Source organism: Kibdelosporangium aridum, from assembly GCF_900176515.1.
Taxonomy (GTDB): Bacteria; Actinomycetota; Actinomycetes; order Mycobacteriales; family Pseudonocardiaceae; genus Kibdelosporangium; species Kibdelosporangium aridum.
Map to the genome: position 1 here is coordinate 1,878,345 of NZ_FWXV01000001.1, position 23,904 is coordinate 1,902,248.

The 23,904-nt window shown below is 68.4% G+C and carries 24 protein-coding genes; 10 read left to right on the forward strand and 14 right to left on the reverse strand.

The features are described 5' to 3' along the window. Nucleotides 1-10: 10 nt before the first annotated feature. Nucleotides 11-643, forward strand: coding sequence for a TetR/AcrR family transcriptional regulator C-terminal domain-containing protein (locus B9C43_RS08040; RefSeq protein WP_033386563.1), 633 nt, complete (start codon nt 11-13; stop codon nt 641-643). 3 nt (nt 644-646) lie between these two features. Here B9C43_RS08040 and B9C43_RS08045 read toward each other — a convergent pair whose 3' ends face one another. Together B9C43_RS08045 and B9C43_RS08050 are read right to left on the reverse strand one after the other, a co-directional pair. After that, a complete protein-coding gene (locus B9C43_RS08045; protein WP_084425289.1) occupies nt 647-1,744 on the reverse strand; it encodes an epoxide hydrolase family protein in 1,098 nt (365 codons plus the stop codon). An 11-nt stretch (nt 1,745-1,755) separates the two neighbouring features. Further along, on the reverse strand, nt 1,756-2,940 hold the full coding sequence (locus tag B9C43_RS08050) for an MFS transporter (protein WP_084425290.1): 1,185 nt from the start codon (nt 2,938-2,940) through the stop codon (nt 1,756-1,758). A gap of 104 nt (nt 2,941-3,044) precedes the next feature. Here B9C43_RS08050 and B9C43_RS08055 point away from each other — a divergent pair, with 104 nt between their 5' ends. After that, entirely contained in the window at nt 3,045-4,013 is a 969-nt protein-coding gene (locus tag B9C43_RS08055) for an Lrp/AsnC family transcriptional regulator (protein WP_084425655.1), read from the forward strand. On the opposite strand, the gene B9C43_RS08060 is transcribed toward B9C43_RS08055, so the two are convergent. Beyond that, entirely contained in the window at nt 3,973-4,578 is a 606-nt protein-coding gene (locus tag B9C43_RS08060) for a TetR/AcrR family transcriptional regulator C-terminal domain-containing protein (protein ID WP_235038488.1), read from the reverse strand. The genes B9C43_RS08055 and B9C43_RS08060 overlap by 41 nt on opposite strands. 73 nt (nt 4,579-4,651) lie before the next feature. Between B9C43_RS08060 and B9C43_RS08065 the strand changes: the two genes are divergently transcribed. Continuing rightward, on the forward strand, nt 4,652-5,122 hold the full coding sequence (locus B9C43_RS08065) for a hypothetical protein (protein WP_084425291.1): 471 nt from the start codon (nt 4,652-4,654) through the stop codon (nt 5,120-5,122). A gap of 140 nt (nt 5,123-5,262) precedes the next feature. Further along, nucleotides 5,263-5,445 carry a hypothetical protein gene (locus B9C43_RS08070; protein ID WP_084425292.1) on the forward strand — a complete coding sequence of 61 codons (183 nt, stop codon included), beginning with the start codon at nt 5,263-5,265 and terminating at the stop codon, nt 5,443-5,445. A gap of 218 nt (nt 5,446-5,663) precedes the next feature. Here B9C43_RS08070 and B9C43_RS08075 read toward each other — a convergent pair whose 3' ends face one another. After that, complete coding sequence (locus B9C43_RS08075; RefSeq protein WP_084425293.1) at nt 5,664-6,869, reverse strand: MFS transporter; 1,206 nt, start codon at nt 6,867-6,869, stop codon at nt 5,664-5,666. A 66-nt stretch (nt 6,870-6,935) separates the two neighbouring features. Here B9C43_RS08075 and pdxR point away from each other — a divergent pair, with 66 nt between their 5' ends. Then, nucleotides 6,936-8,345: a MocR-like pyridoxine biosynthesis transcription factor PdxR gene (gene pdxR, locus B9C43_RS08080; RefSeq protein ID WP_084425294.1), complete on the forward strand. Its 1,410-nt coding sequence runs from the start codon at nt 6,936-6,938 to the stop codon at nt 8,343-8,345. Between the two features lie 64 nt (nt 8,346-8,409). After that, on the forward strand, nt 8,410-9,276 hold the full coding sequence (locus tag B9C43_RS08085) for a PhzF family phenazine biosynthesis protein (RefSeq protein ID WP_084425295.1): 867 nt from the start codon (nt 8,410-8,412) through the stop codon (nt 9,274-9,276). Here B9C43_RS08085 and B9C43_RS08090 read toward each other — a convergent pair. The 5 genes from B9C43_RS08090 to B9C43_RS08110 form a co-directional block, all read right to left on the reverse strand. Further along, on the reverse strand, nt 9,207-10,226 hold the full coding sequence (locus tag B9C43_RS08090; RefSeq protein ID WP_084425296.1) for an SWIM zinc finger family protein: 1,020 nt from the start codon (nt 10,224-10,226) through the stop codon (nt 9,207-9,209). The genes B9C43_RS08085 and B9C43_RS08090 overlap by 70 nt on opposite strands. Then, nucleotides 10,223-12,574 carry a DEAD/DEAH box helicase gene (locus B9C43_RS08095; RefSeq protein WP_200825452.1) on the reverse strand — a complete coding sequence of 784 codons (2,352 nt, stop codon included), beginning with the start codon at nt 12,572-12,574 and terminating at the stop codon, nt 10,223-10,225. Before B9C43_RS08095 ends, B9C43_RS08090 begins: the two co-directional genes overlap by 4 nt. Then, nucleotides 12,571-13,353 (reverse strand): ABC transporter permease, encoded by a 783-nt coding sequence (locus B9C43_RS08100; protein ID WP_033386591.1) that lies wholly within the window; start codon nt 13,351-13,353, stop codon nt 12,571-12,573. Before B9C43_RS08100 ends, B9C43_RS08095 begins: the two co-directional genes overlap by 4 nt. Continuing rightward, the gene (locus B9C43_RS08105) at nt 13,350-14,300 is read right to left on the reverse strand and encodes an ATP-binding cassette domain-containing protein (RefSeq protein ID WP_084425298.1); all 951 of its coding nucleotides are present in this window, start codon (nt 14,298-14,300) and stop codon (nt 13,350-13,352) included. Before B9C43_RS08105 ends, B9C43_RS08100 begins: the two co-directional genes overlap by 4 nt. A 293-nt stretch (nt 14,301-14,593) precedes the next feature. Continuing rightward, complete coding sequence (locus B9C43_RS08110) at nt 14,594-15,172, reverse strand: PadR family transcriptional regulator (RefSeq protein WP_084425299.1); 579 nt, start codon at nt 15,170-15,172, stop codon at nt 14,594-14,596. A gap of 105 nt (nt 15,173-15,277) precedes the next feature. Here B9C43_RS08110 and B9C43_RS08115 point away from each other — a divergent pair, with 105 nt between their 5' ends. Continuing rightward, nucleotides 15,278-15,910 carry an SRPBCC family protein gene (locus B9C43_RS08115; protein ID WP_084425300.1) on the forward strand — a complete coding sequence of 211 codons (633 nt, stop codon included), beginning with the start codon at nt 15,278-15,280 and terminating at the stop codon, nt 15,908-15,910. Nucleotides 15,911-15,978: 68 nt separating this feature from the next. Here B9C43_RS08115 and B9C43_RS08120 read toward each other — a convergent pair whose 3' ends face one another. Continuing rightward, nucleotides 15,979-17,274, reverse strand: a complete 1,296-nt coding sequence (locus tag B9C43_RS08120) for a glycoside hydrolase family 18 protein (RefSeq protein ID WP_033386602.1) — start codon at nt 17,272-17,274, stop codon at nt 15,979-15,981. Nucleotides 17,275-17,498: 224 nt separating this feature from the next. Further along, the gene (locus B9C43_RS08125; RefSeq protein WP_200825453.1) at nt 17,499-18,122 is read right to left on the reverse strand and encodes a TetR/AcrR family transcriptional regulator; all 624 of its coding nucleotides are present in this window, start codon (nt 18,120-18,122) and stop codon (nt 17,499-17,501) included. An 84-nt stretch (nt 18,123-18,206) separates the two neighbouring features. Here B9C43_RS08125 and B9C43_RS08130 point away from each other — a divergent pair, with 84 nt between their 5' ends. Both B9C43_RS08130 and B9C43_RS08135 read left to right on the forward strand, forming a co-directional pair. Further along, a complete protein-coding gene (locus B9C43_RS08130) occupies nt 18,207-18,911 on the forward strand; it encodes an SDR family oxidoreductase (protein ID WP_084425301.1) in 705 nt (234 codons plus the stop codon). Beyond that, on the forward strand, nt 18,908-20,062 hold the full coding sequence (locus B9C43_RS08135) for a winged helix DNA-binding domain-containing protein (protein WP_235038489.1): 1,155 nt from the start codon (nt 18,908-18,910) through the stop codon (nt 20,060-20,062). Before B9C43_RS08130 ends, B9C43_RS08135 begins: the two co-directional genes overlap by 4 nt. A 220-nt stretch (nt 20,063-20,282) precedes the next feature. Here B9C43_RS08135 and B9C43_RS08140 read toward each other — a convergent pair whose 3' ends face one another. From B9C43_RS08140 to B9C43_RS08150, 3 genes are read right to left on the reverse strand one after another with little or no spacing between them, the layout of a single operon-like run. Continuing rightward, nucleotides 20,283-20,864 (reverse strand): PaaI family thioesterase, encoded by a 582-nt coding sequence (locus tag B9C43_RS08140; protein WP_084425302.1) that lies wholly within the window; start codon nt 20,862-20,864, stop codon nt 20,283-20,285. A gap of 27 nt (nt 20,865-20,891) precedes the next feature. Next, entirely contained in the window at nt 20,892-21,878 is a 987-nt protein-coding gene (locus B9C43_RS08145; RefSeq protein WP_235038490.1) for an NAD(P)H-dependent flavin oxidoreductase, read from the reverse strand. A 32-nt stretch (nt 21,879-21,910) separates the two neighbouring features. Continuing rightward, the gene (locus B9C43_RS08150; protein ID WP_235038491.1) at nt 21,911-23,230 is read right to left on the reverse strand and encodes an ABC transporter permease; all 1,320 of its coding nucleotides are present in this window, start codon (nt 23,228-23,230) and stop codon (nt 21,911-21,913) included. A 97-nt stretch (nt 23,231-23,327) separates the two neighbouring features. On the opposite strand from B9C43_RS08150, the gene B9C43_RS08155 reads away from it, so the two are divergent. Then, nucleotides 23,328-23,894 carry a TetR/AcrR family transcriptional regulator gene (locus tag B9C43_RS08155; RefSeq protein WP_200825454.1) on the forward strand — a complete coding sequence of 189 codons (567 nt, stop codon included), beginning with the start codon at nt 23,328-23,330 and terminating at the stop codon, nt 23,892-23,894. Nucleotides 23,895-23,904: the final 10 nt, after the last annotated feature.

Sequence of the window (23,904 nt, forward strand, 5' to 3'; positions counted from 1 at the left end):
AGTGTCAAGGGTGAAGCTCACCGTGGACGTCATCGCGCGCACGGCGCTGGAGATGCTTGACGAGACCGGTCTGGACGGCCTGTCCATGCGGTTGCTCGCGACGCGTCTCGACGTGCAACCGGCCGCGTTGTACTGGCACGTCAAGAACAAGAGCCAGTTGCTCGACGTGATGGCTGCGGCGATCTTCAACTGCGCCGCCGACGGGCTCGAGGCGCCCCGTGCGGGCGTGACGTGGCAGGAGTGGACGGCCGAGTGGGTGCGCCAGCTGCGCAAGGCCATGCTGCGCTACCGGGACGGCGGCCGGATCTTCGCCAATGGCAGCGTCACCGAACCTGCCTTGTTCCGCGCCACCGAGCTGGCGCTGCGCACGCTGCAGGACGCCGGGTTCGAGGTGCAGCCCGCCGCACGCAGCCTCGCCGCGCTGATCCACTACGCGGTCGGCTTCACCATCGAGGAGCAGAACCACCTCTACAAGTCGCCGGAGTCCGCGCACAGCAAGCTGGACACCGCACGGTTCCCGCTGACTGCGCAGGCCTACGTGGATGACAACCTGTTCGACCCGAACACCGACGAGTGCTTCGAGTACGGCATGCAGATCATTCTCGCGGGCATGCAGGCCGCGAACGACACTGTCACGCCGTAGCCGTCACCCCCGTACTTTCTCGAAGAACTCCCGGACGTCCCGCACGAACAACTCCGGCACCTCGAGGGCCGCGAAATGCCCGCCGCGGTCGTGTTCCGTCCACTGCGCGATGGTGTGCTCCCGCTCAGCCAGCGTCCGTGCCGGCTTGACCAGCTCGTACGGGAACACCGCGACACCCATCGGGGCCGGGCTGTCGGCGAACCTCCTGCGGGAGGCCTCGAACTCGTAGTAGATCCGCGCCGAGGAGCCCGCGGTGGCGGTGAACCAGTAGAGCGAGACGTTGGTCAGCAGCCAGTCGGTGTCGATCTTGCTGGCCGGGTCGGTCCATTCCCGGAACTTCTCGGCGATCCAGGCCAGCTGGCCGACCGGGGAGTCGGTCAACGCGTAGGACAAGGTCTGCGGCCGGGTCGCCTGTTGGCGCATGTACCCCGCGGGGGCGGCGAGGTACTTGCTCATCGCGGCGATCCGGGCTTGGTCCTCGTCGGACAGCTCTGCCGAGTCGCCGCGCGGGACCGTGGGCAGGAAGTTCAGGTGCACGCCGACCACGCGCTCGGGTTCCAGGGCCGCGACCACGCGCGAGATGATCGATCCCCAGTCCCCGCCTTGGACTCCGTAACGCTCGTAGCCGAGGCGAGCCATCAGCTGCGTCCACGCGCCCGCCACGCGATGCGGGCCCCAGCCGGTCGAGGAGGTCGGGCCGGAGAACCCGAACCCCGGAATGGCCGGGATGACGACGTGGAAGGACTCGGTCAACGGACCGATCACGTCGAGGAACTCCAGCACCGAGCCGGGCCAGCCGTGTGTCAGCAGCAGGGGTAACGCGTCCGGTTGCGCCGAGCGCACATGCAGGAAATGGATGCGTTGACCGTCGATCTCGGTGGTGAACTGGGGGAAGGAGTTCAGGCGCGCTTCGTTGTCCCGCCACGAGTATCCGTCCTGCCAGTAGGCCACGAGCTCGCGCAGGTACTCCAGCGGGACTCCGTAGGCCCAGCCGACTCCGGGCAACTCGTCCGGCCAGCGGGTCGCCGCGAGCCTGTTCCGCAGGTCGTCGAGGTCGGCCAGCGGAACAGCACTGCGGAAGGGACGAACGTCGCCAGTCATGGTTCCGAACGTTAGACCGTGGTACCGACATTTTCCCGGATCAGCAGGAAACCCGTGGCGGCCGCGGCAAATCCGAGCCCGGCGGCGACCAGGTACACCCGGTTGAGCCCGTCGACGGCGTCCACGCCGGACTGGAACACCACGCCGAGAACGGCGACTCCTAAGGTCTGACCGAGCTGACGAGCGGTCGTCGAGGCGCCGACGGCGACGCCGAACCGTTGCGGGGGAACTGTGGCGAACAGCGCGGTGCCCATGGCGGGCATGAGCACACCGACGCCGACACCGGTAACGATCAGTCCACAGAGGATGGATAGCGCGGTCGATCCGGCATCCAGGCCGGCCTGGAGTGCGCATCCGGCGCCGCCCAGCAGGAGCCCGATTCCGATCAGCACGCGGGGCGGGATGTGCTGCAGGCGTCGCCCGACCAGTGTCGAGGTGACGAATGTGCTCAGCGCCAAGGGAACCAACGCCAGGCCTGCGTCGACCGGGCCTAGTTTGAGCGTGCCCTGCAGCCAGACCGAGGTGAAGACCAGGCACGCGAACACGCTCGCTGAAATCACCCCGCACACCATCAGGGCGTTGAACGACGCGATACGGAACAACGACACCAACCCGGCCATGTCGAACCGCTTCCCGCGCACACCAGGCACCACCGTGATGCTCCTGACCGTCAACGCGATCGCCAGCAGCGCGAGCGGAACGTTCACGATGAAGATCGCGCGCCAGCTGATGTACTGGGTGAGCAGACCTCCCGCGATCGGGCCCGCGGCGGCGGCCAGTCCGTTGACCGCGCCCCAGATGCCCATGGCGATGCCTCGGTCACGTCCTGCGTAGCTACTGCCGATCAACGCGAAGGTCGTGACCGCCACTGCCGCTCCCCCAACGCCTTGGACCCCTCGCGCGGCGATCAGCACTGCGATGCCCGGCGTCAGACCGCACACCAGCGACGCGGCCGTGAACACCGTGAGGCCTGCCAGGTAGATCGCGCGATGTCCGTAGCGATCCGCGACCGAGCCCGCCACGAGCATCAGCGCAGCCAGGACCGCGGTGTAGATGTTGAGCACCCATTGCAGCGGTGTCAGGGAGGCCTCGAACGAACGGCCGATGTCGGGCAGGGCGACGGTCACAGCCGTCGTGTCGATCAGAAACAGCAGTGATCCGAGGCTGATCGCGGTCAGCGCTCCCCACTTTCGCATGGTTCTCCTTTCCTGGTGGACGACCTACGATCGGCCCGCCAGGCGGATCGCCGCCCTGAAAATCATCATCTGCGCAGGAAACCGTCAGTGGATACGCTGTGATGATGGATCCCGTCACACTCGATCCGGTCGACCGAGGTCTGGTGCACGCGCTGCAGATCGACGGCCGGGCACCGTTGCGGACCATCGCGACGGTCATCGGTGTCTCGGAGAACACCGTGGCCAGGCGGTATCAGCGGTTGCGCTCCGCTGGTGTGCTGCGGGTCGTGGGAACGGTCAACGGAGCGCGTCTGGGGTATACGGCGTGGACGCTGCGGTTGCAGTGCACACCGGACGCGGCGAGCGCGGTGGCCGCCGCACTGGCGGACCGCCAGGACACGTCGTGGGTGTATTTGCTGTCGGGCGGCACGGAGATCTCGTGCAATACCCAGGCTCGCAGTGTGGGCGAGCGGGACACCTTGTTGTTGTCGAAGCTGCCGCGTACCCGTCGCGTGGCGTCGGTGACGGCGCATTCGATCCTGCGTGCGACGGCGTTGCCGAGTTCCTGGCAGGGGCTGCACTGGCTCAGTGAAGACCAGGTCGCGCAGCTCATGCCGGAACCCCACGCGCAGGACGACACGCCGATCACCTTGGACCCGGGTGACACTGTCCTGCTTGAAGCGCTGTCACGGGATGGCCGCACGGGGTACGCCGAGCTGGCCACCCTCACCGGCTGGTCGGACTCGACAGTCAAGCGGCGAATGGATCACCTGCGGCGCGGCGGCGTGCTGTCGTACATGCTCGACATTCCGCCGTCCGCGCTGGGTTTCGGCGCGGAGGCACGCCTGTGGATGCGGGTGAAACCGTCCGAACTGGTGGCTACGGCCGAGGAGCTGGCGCGGCATCCGGAGGTGTCGTTCGCGGCGGTGACCACCGGCCCGACAAACCTGATCACCGCGGTGAACTGCCGGGACAACGCGGATCTGTACCGGTATCTGACCGAGCGGGTGTCCGCTTTGGACGCTGTCAGGGACATGGAGACCGCGCCGGTGATCAGGACCGTGAAGCGGGCCGGCGCGGTGCTGCCTGTGTGAGGCGTTGTTCCAGGCCGTCGAGGATGATCTCGATGCCCAGTTCGAACTGCTGCTCACCGGACATCGGCCGGGTGGCGACCCGGCGCAGGCTCGGGTAGTCGCCGTCGGGCGGGTCGATGGTCCTGGCCGCTTGCTGGGCGGTGGTCAGCACGTGTGCCGCGAGCAGGCGGGCGATGCCGCCGGCTTCGGTGTCGGGAAAGCCCGCGTTCAGCAGGATCCGCACGGTGGTCTCGATGTGGCCGAGTCGGTGCGGGCCGATCGGTGGTCGCTGCGTGAGCAGCGTCGCGGCGTCGCGGTGGGCCATCAGCAGCTGCCGGAACTGCCGCAGGCCGCTGGCGAGTTGATCGCGCCACGGCAACGTGTCGTCGATGTCGAAGGCGTCGGCGCAGATCGCTTCGGCGACCAGGTCGAGCAGTTCAGCCTTGTTCTTCACGTGCCAGTAGAGCGTCGGTGACTGGACTCCGAGCTTGGCGGCCAGCCGCCGCGTGCTCAGGTCGGCCAGTCCCACCTCGTCGAGAAGCTCGACGGCCATGTCGGTGATGTGTCGGATGTCCAAGCGGGCCACACGCCGACCTTATCAGTGATAGAGTGGCTCTATCGCCGATAGGGAGAGTGCGTGTCGAGGGGGTATCAGCGTGATGTGGACGAGGAGTCTGCGCATCTGGGTCGTGGTGTGTTCGATCGTGTTCACGATCGGCACGGCGCTGCACGGCTTCGTGGTGATCGATGAGCAGGTGCTGGCCCGGACAATGGAGTTGGCCGGGGCAAGCGCGGATCCGTCGGGGTTCTTAACCGGGTTCCGTGTGGTCGGTGCCGTGTTCGTGGTGGCCAATGCGCTGGGGCTGTTGGCTTTACGTGCCGGGAACTGGCTGTTCTGGGTGGTGCTCGCGGTGAACGCCGGACAGGCGGCCGGGGTGGGAATTGTGCCGTTCGAGATGTTCGAGGCTGCGTCCGAGACGTACGGCTGGGTGGGCGTCCTGCCGTCGGTGGTCACGGACGGCGGTGCGCTGATCCTCGTGCTGGTCATGCTGGGCAGAGTGCTGGCAGTGGTGCAGCAGCGGTGGTCTGCGCGCGGGACCGTTGTGGCGAGCGGACAGCCGGGCCAATAGGTGAATCCCGGGGCATGTTGGACGGCATGCCCGCTCCCGGCAGACAGGCCCGTTGCCCGTCGAGCCGGGTGGCAAGGGCATCACACAGCCGCTCGATCGCGGGGTTGTGATCTCCCGGAAAACCAGCGTCGGCGTGGTCGATGGATGCGCGCCGATCCGCCAACCACCGAGTCCTTGGACCGGGCGAAGCCGCGGGCGTGCCGTTCGGAACTGGCGGGCAGCGGCTGCACAAACTCGACGCGATCCTGGCCGAGCTGCGCGCGCTGCTGGCCACGGAGACCGACACACCGTCGCCGCCGATCATGCTGTCCGGGCGCGGGTGAGCGGATGCGGCTTCGGGGTTCATCCCGGTTGCCGACTGCCTGATCGTCTCGACCGTTTTCGTCCGGCGTGACTGCCGGGTGTCCAGGTTCTGCCCGAGGCCGCGTCGTGATCCCAACACGGCAACTTGTGGCTTGAGCTCCGGCACTCCAGTACCGCCTTCGGGCCTTGAGATTGGCACTGACCGTCGCCTGAGCGCCTGCCAGGCCCCGGTGCGAGTTCAGGACACACCTATTGGTACTGCGGGAAGGGAGGTGGCGATAACGCTGCTACGCCGTTGTGCCCAGCGGACCGCCGGGCCGACGAGCAGACCGGTGATCATGAAGACGGCGCCGAGGACGATCCAGCCGGGGATGCCCCAGGTGACGATCAGGGCGGTGAGCATCAGCGGGGCGATCACCCTGGCCACGGCGAGGCCGTTGCCGAACAGGCCTTGGTACTGGCCCTGCTTGTCCGGCGGGGCGAGGGCGAAGCTGATCTCCCAGGCGCCGGCGGACTGCATCATCTCGCCGTAGGTCTGCACGAGTGCGGCCACGAGCAGGATGCCTGCGGCGATCCAGGCCGAGGTGCCCAGGGCGGAAAGGGCGAACACGACACAGGACACGAGCAGCAGTGCTCCGGCGTGGCGCATGGAGCGCGCCGCGGACTGAAGGGAGGTGACCTGCCGGGCGACCCGGACTTGGAACAGCACCACGGACACCGTGTTGAGCAACAGGATCGCGGAGACCATCCAGCGTGGCGCGTCGGTGTGCTGGACGATCCACAGTGGCGTGGCCAGCGTGATCAGCGGGACGTGCAGCAGCATGATCGTGTTGAGCAGGGCGAGCAGGGCGTAGGGACGGTCGCGCAGCACGGCGAGCTTCGGGCCGTTGCTGGGGGCGGGTGGGACCTCCGGCAGGGGGCGCAGGATCGCCGCGCAGATCAGGAAGCTGATGGCGTCGACCGTGAAGACCGCCATGTAGGCGGCGGGGGTGTCGATGTAGAGGGCGAGACCGCCGAGGCCCGCACCGATGGCGATGCCGCCGTTGATGGCGGCCTGGATGACCGCGCGGGTCTTGGTGCGCAGCTCGGGGGCGACCAGCCCAGCCAGTAGTGCCTGCCGGGCGCCGGTCAGTCCGCACTGGCAGGTGGTGTAGAGGCAGACGGCGATGAGGAAGGGCATGAAGGAGCGGACGAACAGGAACGAGCTGATCGTCACGGCAGTGGCGATCGCCAACAGGACCGCGGTGGTGCGAGGGCCGCGCCGGTCGGCGAGGTGACCGAGGGGCACGCCCGCCAGGAAGCCGATCGCCCAGCCAATGGTCAGGCCGAGGCCGACCTGGGTGGCGGACAGGCCGACGACGCGGGTGAAGTACAGCGCCGAGGTGACATAGAAGGCGCCGTCACCGATCGAGTTGGTCAGCTGAGCCGCAGCGAGTCTGTGCATGACAGTGAACCTACGGAGTAGATTGGTCGGTTGTTATAGCCAATTTCTGAACAACTGAATGGACCAATGGACTTTCATGTCAGCCTGGCGGGCAAGGGCGATCTGTCCGCGCGGATCTACCGTGAGCTGCTGGAGGCGATCCTCGACGGACGGCTGCGGCCGGGTGAGCGGCTGCCGCCGACACGGGAGTTCGCGCAGCGGCTGCAGGTGTCGCGCACGACGGTGACCGATGCCTACGAGCGTCTGACCGCGGAAGGGTTTCTCGTCGGCCGGGTCGGCGCGGGCACGTTCGTCACGGACCAGCCGGTGAAGCCCGCGTCGCGTGCGGTGGCGGGCCGGGGTCGTGGGGTGGCGCGGCCGCGGCGGTTGTGGGAGTCGGTGGCCGGGCCGTCGGTGGACGAGGTGCTGCCGTACGACTTCCAACTCGGAGTGCCCGACGGCCGGTTGTTCCCGCTGGAGGCGTGGCGGCGGCTGGTGAGCCGTGAGCTGCGGACCAGGGTGGTGCACCCGGCGCGGTACGCCGAACCCGCGGGCCATCCCGGGCTGCGGGCGGCGATCGCCCGGTACGTGGGCGTGTCGCGATCGGTGCTGGCGGGCGCCGAGGATGTCCTGGTCACGCAGGGCGCTCAGCAGGCGCTGGACGTGATCGGCCGGGTGCTGGTCGATCCGGGCGACGTGGTGGCGCTGGAGGAGCCGGGCTACTCCCCTGCCCGCCGGCTGTTCCAGTCACTCGGCGCGCGGGTGGCCGCTGTCCCGGTGGACGACGAAGGCCTTGACGTGACGGCGATCCCGGCCAAGGCGCGGCTGGTGTACACGACGCCGTCGCATCAGTTCCCGCTGGGCACGCCGATGTCCTTGGCACGCCGCACTGCGCTGCTGGCGTGGGCCGAACGCCATGACGCGGTGATCATCGAGGACGATTACGACAGTGAGTTCCGGTTCTCCGACCGGCCGTTGCAACCGCTGCAGAGCATCGACCGCAGCGGCCGGGTGGTCTACGTCGGGTCGTTCTCCAAGATCATGCTGCCGATGCTGCGGTTGGGCTTCCTCGTGGCTCCGCCGTCGCTGGCTCCGGCGCTGCGCACGGCCAAGCAGCTCATGGATATGTACGGCGACTTGGTCACCCAGGGCGCGCTGGCACAGTTCATCGAGGAGGGCTTGCTGGCCCGGCATATCCGCAAGGCCACTCGCGAGTACGCCGCCCGCCACGAGCTGATCATCACGACACTGCGGCGCGACTTCGGCTGGCTGGACGTCGTGCCGTCCACGGCTGGCTTGCATCTGTGTGCTCGCACGGCATTCGACCCGAGGGAGCTCGTGGCGCGGGCTCGTGGTGCCGGTGTCGGAGTGCAAGCGCTGGCCGATTTCTGTGCCGGGACACCCCAGCACGGCATTGTCATTGGTTACGGCGGGATCCAGGTGCGGCAGATTCCCGAGGGATTGCGTCGTCTCCATGAGGCCTACCGGCCGGGTTAGCAGGCGGGCCAATTTCGCGGGATTGGCTATGGGCGCTGCGTGGATCGGCTTTTAGCGTCGGGGTATGCGAATCCGGATCATCGACGCGTTCACCGACCAACCGTTCCGTGGTAACCCGGCCGCCGTGTGCCTGCTTGAGGACACCTGGCCGGACGAGGACTGGATGCGGCAGGTGGCGGCGGAGATGAACCTCTCCGAGACCGCCTTCGCGCACCCGGTCGACGACGGCGACGCGGACTACGCGTTGCGGTGGTTCACCCCGGAGGTCGAGACCGACCTATGTGGTCACGCCACGCTGGCCACGGCGCACGCGCTGCACCAGGACCGCGGCACCCCGGCGACGGTCCGGTTCACCACGCGCAGCGGAATCCTTGTCGCGCACAGCTTTGATGACGGCCGCATCACCTTGGACTTCCCAGCGGCGACCATCACCGAGGCTGCCGCGCCGCACGGGCTGGCTGAGGCGCTCGGGACGCAGCCGGTGGCCGCGTATCGCACGGGCGCACTGGGCGATCTGCTGGTGGTGCTGTCCGATGAGGACACTGTGCGGGGCCTGCGGCCGGATCTGGCGTCGATCGCGCGGATCGAGCAGGAGTCCGGCATTCGTGGCGTGATCGTCACCGCCGAGTCGGCCGACTACGACTTCGTGTCCCGGTTTTTCGCACCCAAGGACGGGATCCCGGAGGACCCGGTCACGGGCAGCGCGCACACCGCGCTGGCGCCGTATTGGGCACAGCGCACGGGCCGCACGAGTCTGGTCGGATTGCAGGCGTCCAAGCGCACCGGCGTGGTGCGTACCGAGGTGCATGGTGACCGCGTGCATCTGACGGGGCACGCGGTCACCGTCCTCGATGGGTTGCTTCAGATCGCCAGCAAGGCGGTGGCCGGGTCGGTTTCCGGTGGCCCGGCGGGCAGCCATTCGGCGTCCTGACGCCGGTAGGGATACCAGCGGCCGTCTGTGCCCAACCGCAGCTGCGCGTCCGTGCCGGTCCAGTGGTTACGCGACTGTCGCAGCGGCGGAATGTCCTCTCCGGACAGTGCCGTGGCGGCTTTGGCGAGTTCGGTTTTGGTGGGGCGCCACGTGTTTTCGAGGACTTCCAGACCTGCCAGGCCGCCGTAGGTCCAGGCGCGGACGGCGTGGGTGAGGTCGTGGCCGGTCGCCTCGGCCAGTTGCGTGGTGAGTGTCGGGTAGGTCGCGGCCCACCGCACGGCATCCTGCCATTCGGTGAGCTCCTGGGGGTGTTTGCCGTCGAGGAGGGCTTGGGCGCGGGCCGCGGCGTCGGTCACGAGGTAGCGCAGCATCGACGAGGGCGGCCCGTTGCGTAGTTGTAGTTCGTCGAGCAGGTGTTGCTCGCCGCGGCCGCGGATCAGCAGCAGGACGAACGGGTCTTCGTCGAGCAGCCATGCGACCTGGTAGGACAGTGCGGCGGCGTGCCTGCAGGGCAGTTCCCAGCCTTCGCAGTCGCAGTCCGGTTCCAGGTCGGTCATCTGCGGCAGGATGGGGACCTCGGCCGCGGTCAGCTCCTGCGGCATTTCCTTGTCCAGCAGGGCGGCGATGTAGCCGGATTTGGCCGCGACCCAGTCCAGCAGCCGGGTCCACTCCGCGTCGGTCAGTTGTGCGATGTGGACGGTGGTGGTGTGCGGGGTGCGGTCGCTGCCGTACACGGTGGCGGCGATCCGGCCTGGGCTGACGGTGATCGGGCCGACTTGGCCCGCGTAGGCGTACTTGCGGCCGATCTTCATCTGCTCGGAGTCCAGTGCCGCGTCCTCGATCGCGGTGATCCACGCGTTGCCCCACCACGAGCGGGCGAACCGGGCGCGGCGGCGCGCGCCTGCGGGGAAGGCCGGGAAGCCCCGGACATTTTGGGCGGCGTCGCTCACCAGGTTCCCCTCAGTTCGATCAGGTCCGCCAGCTCGGCGTCGGACAGTTCGGTCAGCGCGGCTTCGCCTTGGCCGAGTACGGTGTCGGCGAGTTTCTTCTTCTCCCGCAGCATCTCGGCGATCCGGTCCTCCAGGGTGCCTTCGGCGATCAGCCGGTGGACCTGGACCGGGCGGGTCTGGCCGATCCGGTAGGCCCGGTCGGTCGCCTGGTCTTCCACGGCGGGGTTCCACCAGCGGTCGTAGTGCACGACGTGGTCGGCGCGGGTGAGGTTGAGCCCGGTGCCCGCGGCCTTGAGTGACAGCAGGAACACGGGCGCCTCGCCGTTCTGGAAGCGCCGGACCATCTCCTCGCGCACGGCCACGGGTGTGCCGCCGTGCAGCAGTTGTGTGGTGACGCCGAGGTCGCGTAGGTGGCGTTCCAGCAGCCGTGCCATGGTCACGTACTGGGTGAACACGAGCACGGATCCATCTTCGGCGAGGATGGTGCCGACGAGTTCGTCGAGCAGCTCGAGCTTGCCCGACCGCCCAGCCAGCTCGGTTTTCGGCTCTTTGAGGAACTGCGCGGGGTGGTTGCAGATCTGCTTGAGCCCGGTGAGCAGCTTCATGATCAGGCCACGGCGGGCGATCCCGCTGCTGGCTTTGATCTGCGCCATGACTTCGTCGACCAGTGCCTGGTAGAGGCCGGCTTGTTCGCGGGTGAGCGCGACCGGCCGGTCGGTCTCGGTCTTGGGCGGCAGTTCCGGTGCGATGCCGGGGTCGGATTTGCGGCGCCGCAACAGGAAGGGCCGCACCAGTGGAGCCAGGCCGGTGGGGTTGCCGTCCCAGCGGGCGCGAAATGCCGTGAGCGGCCCGAGCAGGCCGGGTGTGGTCCAGTCGAGGATGGCCCAGAGTTCGGAGAGGTTGTTCTCCACGGGTGTACCGGTGAGCGCGACCCGGGCCGAGGACGGGATGGTGCGCAGTGCTTTGGCGGTGCCGGATCCGGGGTTCTTGACGTGTTGTGCCTCGTCGGCCACCAGCAGGTCCCAGTCCTGCTGGGCGAGTGTTTCGGCGTCGACGCGCATGGTGCCGTAGGTGGTGAGCACGAACCCGCTGTCGAGGCCATCGAGCGACCGGGCGGTGCCGTGGAAGCGCCGGACCGGGGTGCCTGGCGCGAATTTGGTGATCTCTCGTTCCCAGTTGCCCAGCAGCGACGCCGGGCAGACCACCAGTGTGGGTTTCGAGCCGCGGCGCAGGTGCAGCGCGATCAGGGTGATCGTCTTGCCCAGGCCCATGTCGTCGGCCAGGCAGCCGCCGAGTCCGAGGGAGGTCATCCGGTCGAGCCACCGCAGGCCGCGCAGTTGGTAGTCGCGCAGTGTCGCCGCCAGCGCGGCCGGTTGACGCACGTCGTCGTCAAAACCGGCGTCCGGGTCGGATATGCGTTGCCGTAGCGATTCCAGCCAGCCGGTGGCGACGGCGGGTACGTACTGGCCGTCGACCTCGGTCGATCCGGTCAGCGCGGCACCGAGCGCTTCGATGGTCGGCAACGGTTTCAGTGTGCGGTCACGGGCCTTGCGCGCCAGCGCGGGATCGACGAGCAGCCATTGGTCGCGCAGTCGGACAAGCGGCCGGTGCGCTTCGGCGAGGACCTCGATCTCGGCGTCCGACAGGGCCTGTCCGGCGAGCGTGACCTGCCAGTTCAGGTCGACCTCGCCGCCCGGTCCGCCACTGATCACCGCGCGGGCGGCCAACGAGCGGGCGAGCTCGCTGGGCCACAGCACATCGACGCCCGCGTCGTCCAGGCGCTGGATGGCGCCGCCCAGCAACTCCCCCATTTCCTGATCGCCCAGGATCAGCTCACCGGGCTCGGTGTCGTCGAGGAACCGTTCCAGCACGGGCCAGGCGACCGCCGCGCGGCGCACGGCGAGCATCGTCGCGGCGGTCCAGTCGCCGGGAAACTCCAGGCTGGCCCGGAATTCCGCGGTGTCGAAGTCGACCGTGAGACGCAGCGCGACGCGCACGGTGGCATCCAGCGAGCCCCGGGGCATCTGCTGCGGTTCCCAGGCGGCGAACGCCTGGCCGCCCAGGACGAGGGGCGCGGCCGGGGTGCGCGGCAGCGTGTCGGCGACAGCGTTGGTGAACTCGTCGGTGTCGCCGTCGATCTTCCAGATGTCATATCCGGCCGGCGAGATCGCGGGCACGATCTTGCCCGCCGCGACCAGGCGCAGCGCCTGCCGGGCTCGTGGTCCCCAGTGTTCGTCGTGCAGCACGGTGGGCAGTGCGGCGCCGACCGGGACTCGGACGGCGCCGTCCGAGTCCCGGAAGACGAACTGGCTCGCCCGTGGCGGGTCGGCCGGTTCGAATTCGATCAACGGCTCAACCTCCGGTAGCGCCGTACAGCCAGTGGGAAGAAGATCGCGATCAGGGCCAGCGGCCAGACCGCCGCCATCAGTATGGCGTTCTGGGTGATCCACGAGTCGCTGACGATGCCGGGGTTGCCGAACAGGTCCCGGATCGCGGTGACGGTCGAGGACAGCGGGTTCCATTCGGCCATGGCGCCCAGCCAGCTCGGCATGGTGCTCGGCGGGATGAACGCGCTGGAGAGGAACCCGATCGGGAACTCCATGGTCTGCATGGCGGTGACCATGGCCTGGTTGCTCGCCATCAGGCCGCAGAAGATGCCGACCCAGATGAACGCGAACCGCAGCAGCATCAGCAGCGCGATGGCCAGTACGGTGTCGCCCACGCTGCCGTTGCTCTGCCAGCCCATCGCCAGGCCGCAGAGGATCAGCACGGTCAGCAGCAGCACCGAGTCGATCATGTCGGCGATGCTGCGGCCCAGCAGCACGGCCGCCGGGGACATCGGCATGGAGCGGAACCGGTCGGTCACGCCCTTGCTGATGTCCTGCGCGATGGCGGTCATCGTGGAGCCGATACCGAAGAGCATGTTCATCGCGAACATGCCGGGCATCAGGAATTCCTTGTAGTCCCCGCCGCCGGGCACGATCATCGCGCCGCCGAGCAGGTAGCCGAAGATCAACGCGATCAGCACCGTGAACGCGAGCCCGAACAGCACCGATCCGGGTTCACGCACCCAGTGGATCAGCTCCCGCCGGGTGATCGTCCAGCCGTCGGCCAGTGCCCATCTCATGCTGCCTCCCCCTTGGCGGTCAACGACAGGAAGACCTCGTCGAGGGTCGGCCGGCGCAGCGCGATGTCCTCGATGTCGATCTCGGCGGTTTTCAGCGTCTGTGCCACGTCGACCAGTGCGGTGACCCGGTCGGTGACCTGGACGCTGACGTGGCGGGTGTCCTGGTTGATCTCGGCGTGCGTGCCCGCGACCTTGCCGATCAGTTCGGCGGCTCTGGGCAGTTCGGTCGTGGAGCGCACCACGACGTCGATGCGGTCGCCGCCCAGGGTGGTCTTGAGCTCGTCCGGGGTGCCCTCGGCGATCACGCTGCCGTGGTTGATCACCGAGATGCGGTCGGCCAGCTGGTCGGCTTCGTCCAGGTACTGGGTGGTCAGCAGGACCGAGGTGCCCGCGGCGACCATGTCGCGCACCGACTGCCAGACCTCGCTGCGGCTGCGGGGATCCAGACCGGTGGTGGGTTCGTCGAGGAACAGCACCCGCGGCGCGAGGATCATGCTGGCTGCGATGTCCAGCCGCCTGCGCATCCCGCCGGAGTACGTCTTAGCCGGCCGGGTGGCCGCGTCGGTCAGGCCGAAGTGCTCGAGCAGTTCGTCCGCCCGCTTGCGGGCCGTGGCCGGCGTGAGGTGGAACAGCCTGCCGAACATCTCCAGGTTCTGCCGCCCGGACAGGATCTCGTCCACCGCGGCGTGCTGGCCGACCAGGCCGATCCGCCGCTTGGCCTCCTTGGCTTGCCGGGCCACGTCCATGCCCGCGACCTGCGCGCGGCCCTCGTCGAACTGCAACAGGGTGGCCAGGATGCGGACCGCGGTGGTCTTCCCGGCGCCGTTGGGCCCTAGCAGCCCGCAGACCGTGCCCTCCGCCACGGTCAGGTCGAACCCGTTCAGGGCGTAGTGGTCGCCGTACCGCTTGCGCAGCCCCTCAGCGACGACCGCCAGTTTTTCGGCCATTCGAGTACCCCACTCCATACTAAAACTTGAATGCCGGGCGTGGAGTATGCATCACTTCGTCCGAACTATGCAAATTTGAGTCCTCAGTGCTGAACTTTCACCGATCGCCTGGCCGAAAAGTCGGCCACGTGGCCGAAACCGCAGGTCATCCGCCGTGCGCGTGTCCACCTTTGCGGCACCACGAGATGCACATTCCCGCACCATGAGTGCGCACTGCAGCGCGACCTAGGGGCATCTCACGGTGCCGCAGTGGTCGACACGGTGTGCTCGAATGGTGGACACGCCGGGTGAGGTCAGGCGTCTTTGAGGTCGTGCCAGCTGCCGGGTTTGCCGGGCGAATCAGGCTCGCCCGCCATGGCGTATCTGCCTTCTTCCAGGCGGGTCAGCAGGCCCTGGGTCCACTCGACGCTGGATTCCGCGGAGTGGCCCCACAGCGTGTACAGCTCCCAGACGTGCTCAGGTCCCTGGGACTTGCGCAGCTGCACCTGGGCGTCGTCGCGCTGTGCCTCCAGCGCGGCGAGGCGTTCGCGCAGCAGCATGATCGCGTCCTGGCGGGTCAGCGCGGGCAGCAACGCCAGGCCGGCGCCGAGCATGTCCGGGCGGTGCTCGGGGCGCCGGATGGCGTTGCGCAGCAGCTTCTGGAACTCCAGTTCGCCGCGTTCGGTCAGCTCGTACTCGGTACGGGTGGCCAGGAAGTCCTCGATCAGCGAGCCGCTTTTGGTCAGCTGCTTGAGCGCGTGGTAGATCGAGCCCCATTTGACGTTGGCCCATTGGTCGGCGCCCCAGGCCAGCAGGTCATTGCCGATCAGGTAACCGTGAGCGCGCCCGTATCCGCGCACCACCCCGAGCACCAGCAGCCGTGTCGCCGACATGACTCGTCAGCCTAAATCAGAGCTCCGCGGCGGCGCGCCCGGGCAAGATCACCACCCGCTATGTCGGTGTTGACTTATATAAGTGACGCCTGTAGCTTTCGCGCCATGGTCGACGTAATCCACCAGATCAACGCTGTTCGCCGGACGCTGGGCACGCGCACGCTGGAAGCCGGTGAAGCCAGGGTGCTCACCATCAGCCAGGCCTACGACACCGATCTCGAGGACCTGTGGGACGCGTGCACGAGCATCGAGCGCATCCCCCGCTGGTTCCTGCCGATCACCGGGGAGGTGCAGCTCGGCGGGCGGTACCAGTTGGAAGGCAACGCGGGCGGTGTGGTCGAACGCTGCGACCCGCCGACGAGCTTCGCGGCCACCTGGGAGATGAACGGCCAGGTGTCGTGGATCGAGGTACGGCTGTCGTCCGACCCGGACGGCAAGTCCCGCTTCGAACTCGAGCACGTCGCGCACGTCGACGACGACATGTGGGCGCAGTTCGGGCCGGGCGCGGTCGGCATCGGCTGGGACTCGATGGTGCTGGGACTCGCGCTGCACCTCGCGTCCGACGCGTCGGTTCCGCCAGAGAAGGGGATGGAGTGGCTGGCCTCGCCGGAGGGCAAGCAGTTCATCCAGGCGAGCAGCAAGCAGTGGGCTGACGCCAGCATCGCCGCGGGGACGCCCGAAGAGGACGCGCGGGCCGCTCAGGAAACGGTCAGCAAGCTCTACATGGGTGAGGAATAGCAAGGAGCGTTGTGGGGTCGCCGGATCCGGCGACCCCACAACACGGTGTCGCTTACAACACGGTGTCGCTAGCGGCGCAGGCCGCTGGCCAGTGCCTTGGACAACTCGCCCTCGGGCGTGTCGCCGTCCAGCGACCAGATCATCGCGCCGCCGAGCCTGCGGTCACGGATGAACTGGGCCTTGCGCTTGATCTCGGTGGGGTCGTCGAAGGTCCAGAACGTGGTGCCGTTGAACAGCCAGGCGTGCCCGGCCTTCGCGTCGCGGTAGAGCTTGAACCCGTTCTGGCCCACGAGGTTCTTGAGCACCCGGTAGTCGTCGGCGCCTGGCTCGTAGGTGGCCGGGGCCGGGCCGGTCGACTGCTGGAACAGCCCGTTGTTCTGGTTGGTCACGCCGGTCCAGCCGCGCCCGTAGTACGGCACGCCGAGCACGATCTTGCTGCGTGGCGCGCCGCGCTCGAGGTAGGCGTCGACGACGATCTCACTGCTGTCCTGCGGCGAGGTCGGATCGCCCTCGGGTGCGCGGATGGCCGACTGCTGGTTGGTGATCTGCTCCCACGTGCCGTGGTAGTCGTAGCCCTGCACGGTGGCGAAGGTCAGCAGCTTGAAGATCGTGTCCACCTCGTAGCCACGGTCGAGCGCGCCGCGGTTGGCCGGCAGGAACGCGGTGAGGTCGTAGATCTTGCGGTCGGCGAAGCCCAGCTTGAGCAGCTGGAGCCGGTACTCGAACAGCAGCTTGGTGAAGTTCTGCTTGTCCTCGGGGCGTACGACGTTGCCCGGGGCGCCGTCGGTGGACGGCCACTCCCAGTCCAGGTCGACGCCGTCGAACACGCCTTTGGCCGCGCCCGCGGGCGCGCCGGGCAAGTCACCCTTGAGCCACATGTCGATGCAGGACTTCACGTGCGCGGCACGTGATTGCGGGGTGAGCGCGGCGTTGGAGAAGTACTTCGACCCGGTCCAGCCGCCGATCGAGATGTACGCGCGCAGCTTCGGGAACTTGGCCTTGAGCTGCTTGATCTGGTTGAGATTGCCCATCAGGGCCTGGCCGGCCTCGTCGGCCTTGCCGTTGACGGCCTGCTCGGCTGGGAACGGCCGCTGGTAGTCCGCCCATGCGTCGGAGCTGACGCATTTGCCTTGCTCGTCCAGGAAACTGAAGGCGTAGTTCAGGTGGGTGAGCTTGGCCGCACTGCCGTTGTCGACCAGGTATTTGATCGGGATGTTGCGGTCGTAGATGCTCCACTGCGTGTAGTACCCGACGGTGCGGACACCACTGCCATAGTCATGGGCCTGCGCCGGGGATACGGCGACCGATAACCCAATGGATAAGGCACCGGCCAGAATCGCGGCGCCCCATCTCGTCCTCGACATGGTTCTCCTCGCGCTTGCAGCGGCGACGGTATGGTTCAGACCACGTTAGAGTGAGGTCTAGACCACAGCTACGTCCGAACGGCGCAACCAGGGGTTACGCCGTGGATGGGTGAATTGCACGGACAACGTACCGACGTAGATCATTGTCACGCGCCGGATTGGCGCGATTTCGCCGAGTCAGGCATCGCCTGGCATACCGAACGCGGCGGACAGTTCACCGGCCATCACGCGCGCATCGCGGCGTCGAGTTGGTCGGCAGTCAACGGCGGTTCGTCGATCGGGTGCGCCGCGCCGGTGCGCAGGCCGTCGAGCAGGAACGCGAGGTGACGCCGCCAGGCGGTGGGCGCGGTGTCCTGGGTCGCGGCGACGATACGGGCGTTGGCCCAGGTCAGCATGACCAGGTCGGCGAAGGTGAAGTCGGGCCGCAGGCTGCCCGCGCGCTGGGCGCGTTCGATGACCTGACTGGCTTTGTCCAGGCCGTTGCCGCAGGCCTCGGCCACGGCGGTGGCGTCAGGGAAGCGGCGGGTGATCAGGTCGGTCAGGCCACGGTCGGCGGCCTGCAGCTCGCAGAGCTTCGTCACGAACAGCACGAACCCGTCCCACGGGTCCTCACAGGCCAGCGCCTGGTCGCCGAAGAGCAGGCTGTTGGCGACCCGGTCGGGGAAGACCGCGTCGAACAGCGCCGCGCGCGACGGGAACCGGTTGTAGAGCGTGCCGATGCTCACGCCGGCCTGCCGGGCGATCTCCTCGAGCGGCGCTTCGATGCCGCGCTCGGCGAAGACCACGGCCGCGGCCGCGATCAGTTTGTCGCGGTTGTGCTGGGCGTCTCGGCGCAGCGGCTTGCTCACATGCCCATCCTACGAACTTGAGGTAACCCTCATGTTCTGCTTAAGTTGAGAACATCCTCAAGTTACTGGGTGGAAGGATGGCGGATGACCAAGACGCTCGCGGTGTTCGGAGCGGGTAGCGGACTGGGGTTGGCGACCGCTCGCCGGTTTTCCCGCGCGGGGTTCCGGGTTGCGCTGGTGGGCCGTACACAGTCCAAACTCGACACTCTCGCTGCGCGGATTGACGGCGAGGCAAGGACTTTCGTCGCCGATGTGACTGATCATGAGCGGCTGGCTGAGGTTGTGGCCGAGATCGGTGACATCGATGTGGTGGCGTTCGGCGCGACCGGGATGGACGAGGTGGTGGCTGGCCCGGTTGGTCTTGATGCGGCCGCGTTGCGGTTCCAGTTGGAGTTACGGCTGGTCGCGCCGGTCGTGCTGACGGGTTTGGTGTTGCCGGGGATGCTGGCGCGTGGGTCGGGGGCATTGCTGTACGCGACCGGGATCTCGGCGATCGAGCCGGTGCCAATGATCAGCAATGTCGGGGCGGCCGCAGCTGGGCTGCGTAACTACGTGCACGCCTTGCATGGCGAGATCGCCGGGAAGGGTGTGTACGCCGGGTTGCTGATGGTGGGCGGGATTGTCCGCGGCAGTGAGGCGCAGCAGCGGTTCGTGCCCGACGGGGGCTTCCCGATGCTGGAGCCTGACGCGTTGGCCGAGCACCTCTGGGACCTGTACACAGGGCGTGACCAGCTCGAACGAGCAGTGAAACCGGAACTGTCGGTAGCGGCTGGTAAGACGGAGGCGTGAACATCGGGATCGGTCAGCGGCGAGCCAGGCTCGCCTGGCGTCATCTGCTGGCCGTCAGAGGGGCGACGGCCGTCGATGCCGCTGAGGCGATGGTGGCTTTGCACGCGACCGATCCCGCGACCGTGTATCTGGCGATCGTGGCTCGCCAGCGCGTGGCCGATGGCCCGGGCACCGAACGCGCGCTGTACGAGGACCGCACGGTGGTCCGGATGCTCGGGATGCGCCGCACCGTGTTCGTGGTGCCCGCCGACCTGGTTCCGGTCGTCCAGGAGGCGTGCGGCAGGGATGTGGCTGCCCGTCTGCGGCGCGGGTTGGTCCAACACCTCGGGCAGGTGGGCATGACCGGTGCCTGGCTGTCCGAAGTGGAGGACGCGGTGGCCGCCGCGCTGAGCGCGCGCGGCTCGGCGACCGCCGCACAACTCGCTGAGGACGAGCCACGGTTGCGCACTCCGCTGGTGTACGCGCCGGACAAGCCGTATGGGGCGACGTCGTTCATCACCACGCGTGTGCTGGGTCTGCTCGCCGCGGACGGGCGGATCGTGCGGGGTCGTCCCCGCGGATCCTGGCTGAGCGGGCAGTACTCGTGGGCGATGCTGGACGACTGGTTACCCGGCCGGGCCGACTGGTCGCCGGAGGCCGCGCGGGCATGCCTGGCGCGGCGGTGGCTGACGACCTTCGGCCCAGCGCCGGTCACGGACCTGAAGTGGTGGGCCGGCTGGAGCATGGCGCAGACCAAGAAGGCGCTGGCCGACATCGGCCCGGTCGAGGTGGACCTGGACGGTGTCGCCGGGGTCGCGCTGGCCGATGACCTCGAGCCCGTGCCGGAGCCCGAGCCGTGGGTGGCGTTGCTGTCTGGCCTGGACTCGACGCCGATGGGCTGGCAGTCGCGGGAGTGGTTCCTGGGCGGGCATGGCCCGGCGCTGTTCGACCGTTCGGGCAACGTGGGCCCGACGGTGTGGTCGGACGGGCGGATCGTGGGCGGCTGGGCTCAGCGGCGCAGTGGCGACGTTGTGGTCGAGGTTCTCGAGGACGTGGGTAAGGAGGTGATGACGGCCGTCGAGGCGGAGGCTGCGCGGTTGCAGGAGTGGCTCGGTGCTGTCCGCGTCACCCCACGGTTCCGGACTCCGTTGGAGCGCAAGCTGTCCTCGTGACGGCCCGGGGCCACCACAACATTGAAGCCCGCAGCCGCTCCGCCAACTCGGCACGCTCAACCACGACGGTCTCGCCAAGGCCGCTGACGCGGTGAGTCATGACCGCAGGCGGAACCCTCCGGCTTCGAAGCGGTCCACACTGGACATTTCTCGCCTACTCGATCCCCGGCGCTGCTGGCCTGTCCCCCGTGGCCGAGCTCATCCTGCCCGCTTGATGCCGCTAGGGGTTGATGTCCCAGTCCCTGTCCGGTTTCCTGCGCCTGGCCTCGATGAGTTTCTCCATCGCCTCCGGGTGCCCGTGGGTGGTGAAGTGCTCGAAGTCGACCAGTACGAACAGCGACCGGGCTTGCACGGCGATCGGGCCGTCTTCGGCGTCGAGCCGTCCGTCGGCGCTGACGTAGATCTTGCGGCCGGCTATGCCGTCGAGGCGGGCGGTGATGAACAGTGTCGAGCCGACGGGTACGGGGCGCCGGAAGTCGGTTTCCAGCCGGCCGGTCACGGCGGGCCGGCGCAGCATGTTGCCGACCAGGGAGCCGAGTGCTTCGTCGAAGGCGCACGCCAGCAGACCGCCGTGGGCCAGCCCAGGCGCGCCCTGGTGTGCCTCGGTGACCGTGAACTGTGCTCGTACGGTCTGGCTTTCGCCCACTGTGGACCGCATGTGCAGTCCGCCGTCGAGGTCCTCGCCGCATCCGAAGCACTCGGCGTAGTGCATCGGCAGTTTCTCACCGGCCGAGGGTGCCTTCGGATGTGCGATCGCTGGCTCGGTCGGCACTGGCGGCCACGGCTGCGCTGTCCTGCTCATTGGTCAACGTTAACCGGGGCGGGCTGGTCACCAGCGGGTGAGTCGGGCGTGGCAGTGCTCGACGAGGTCGGCCACGATCTGGGCGGCCGGCTGGGTTCGCGCAGCAGGCCGGTTCCTTGGCCCGCGTACAGGGCCATGGCTTCGGTGTCGCCGGTGACACCGACGAGGGGTGCGAGGTCGGCGTAGCGTGGCACGTTCTGGCCGTCGAGCCAGGTGCCGACCACGTCGTTCTCCCCTGGGCGGTGCCCGGGTCCGGGGCGGCCTGCGGCTTCCCATGCGCGCACGGTGCTGTTGCGCAGGGGCGCGGTGGGGCGCGTCGGGCCAGCCTTTGTCGAAGACGATGCCGTGGGCGGTGTCGGTTTCGGCGGCGGTGATCAGCGCGTCGCGGTAGGCGGGTCCGGTAGCGGCTTCGTCGGCGAGCAGGAATCGGGTGCCGATCCAGGCCGCGTCGGCGCCGAGGGCCAGCACCGCGGCGAGGCCTCGTCCGTCGGCGATGCCGCCTGCGGCCAGGACGGGCACGGGTGCGACGGCGTCGGCCACGGCGGGCACGAGCGCCAAGGTCGACACTTCGCCGCGGACGTGCCCGCCTGCTTCCCAGCCTTGGGCGACGATGACATCGACGCCGGCGGCGACGGCGTCGCGTGCTTCGGCGGCCGAGCCGACGGTGTGGATGTGGATGGCACCGGCCTGGTGGATCATGTCGGTGTAGGGCGCGGGGTCGCCCCAGAACGTGGAGATGACGCGGACTCCGGCCGCGAGGCATTGGGCGACCCGGTCGTGCTGCGGCCATTCCAGGACCACGTTGATCCCGAACGGTTTGCTGGTCAGCTCCCGGGTCTTGGCCAGCCGCCGCTCGAGTTGATCGGGCCGGTCCCAGCTCACTGCCTGCACGCCCAGGCCGCCCGCGTTGCTGACCGCGGCGGCCAGCGCGGGCCGGCTCGGGCCGCCGATCGGGGCCTGCACCACGGGCAGGTCGATGCCGACGAGGTCGCAGAAAGCCGTCCGCAGCGTCATGATCGGCAACCTATCCCAGCCTGGTGCCGGGTTCAGGAGACCCGGACGGTGTCGATGGCGGGCTGCCCGGTGGCGCGGCGGGCGCTGGCCACGGTGGTGATGAGGGTCAGTGCCGCGGCGGTCAGGATCACCGCGAGGTAGGTGGTGATTGTCGTGTCCGGCAACAGGGAGCCGGTTTTCACGACGCTGTACGGGATCACGGTCGCGGTGGCGGCGAGCGTGCCGAACAGGACACCGGTGCAGGCCAGGACACTGGCTTCGGTGCTGACCATGCCCAGCACTTGCGGGCGGGTCGAGCCGGCGAGGCGGAGCTGACCGAACTCGCGGCGGCGGTGCAGGGTGGCAGCGATGACGGTGTTGATCAGCATGACCGCCGCGAACAGGGTGACCATGCCGACCACGACGTAGTTGAGCGTCTCGATGGTGGGTGCCATGTGGGCGGGCATGGGCGTGCCGGACTCGTTTTCGATGCGCTGCATGTAGAGCGTGCCGGTGGCCAGGCCGGTGAACAGGATGATCGGCGCCAGCGCGGTGGCCATCTGGTGGGTGTGGCCGCGCAGGTTCACCGCTGTCAGGTATCCGGACACGCCGCGTAGCGGGGTCAGCAGGGTGGCGATGGCGGTGATGATCGGCGGGCTGAGCAGGGCCAGGCCGATCGCGCAGAGGATGGCGCCTTGGCCGCTGACGGCCATGACGGCCGGTTCAGTGCCATCGAACGCGACCATGACCGTGGCGCCGCTGCTGATTCCGGCAACCAGCACCGCCACACCCGCGATGAGACGCGCCCGGCCGCGGCCCGGTTGCCGAGTGGTCGCGGCACGGCGTGCGGCGAGCAGGGCCGCGAGCACCGCGGAGGCGAGGGTGACGCCGAGGCCGACGCTGACCGCGATCGGGCCGAACGCGGCCGGCAGGTCGGCGGGCACTTGGTGGGCGTCTTTGAGCAGCTCGACGAGCACACCGCTGGTCAGCCTCGACGGCACCAGCGCGATGAGCACGGCGATGAGCGCGAGGGTCACCGACTCGATCAGGACCAGGCGGCGGATCTGGGCCGGGGTGGCACCGACGGTCCGCAGCAGCGCCATTTCCGTGCTGCGCTGCCGGACCTGCAGCGTCAGGGTGGACGCGGCGGCGAAGGTCACGATCACCAAGCCCCAGCCGCCGACGACACTGGCCATGATGGTCAGCGTCGTAGCCGTCTGGGCATCCGCGGCGGCGCTGGTGTCCAGCAGGGCCGCGAAGGTCATCAGAATGACCGCGCCGAGCGTGAGCGTCAGCAGGCTGGCGAGGAAACTTCCTGCGCGGTAACGGATCGAGCGTAGTGCGAGCCGGAACATGGCACCCCCATCGGTCATGGGGTGACGCTAGTGATGCCCGCGGCGCGGGCACGATGGGTGCATCTCCCCCATGTTCGGTGGGTCCAAGTCCACTTTTACCCGTCAGAATGTGGAAATGGTGGACACGAGGCCGATGCGAGCCGACGCGCGCCGCAACTATGAGCGGCTGCTGGACGCGGCGAAGGCGGCGTTCGCCGAGCACGGCACCGACGCGCCGCTTGATGACATCGCCAAACGGGCCGGGGTCGGGTCCGGCACGCTCTACCGGCACTTCCCGACCCGTCTGGACCTGGTCGAGGCGGTGTTCCGGGTGCAGATGGAGCGGTTGATCGCCCGGACGAACGAGCTGCTCGACGAGCCGGACGCGGGCCAGGCGCTGCAGGTGTTCCTGCGGCGGGTGGTCACGCATTCGAACACCTACCGGGGCTTGGCCAGTGCGTTGATGAGCGCGTTGCGTTCGGGCGGGTCCGCGTTGGCGCAGAGTTGCCACACGATGGTCTACGAGGCAGCGGGTCAGGTGCTGGACCGGGCCAAGGCGGCCGGTGCGGTGCGCGCGGATGTCGACGTGCTGGATCTGTTGAAGCTGGTCAACGGGGTCGCGCTGGCCAGCGAGCAGGATCCGGACGACACGCAGTTGCCCGATCGGCTGCTGGCGATGGTGAGCCAGGGCCTGCGTCCCTAAGATCGACAGG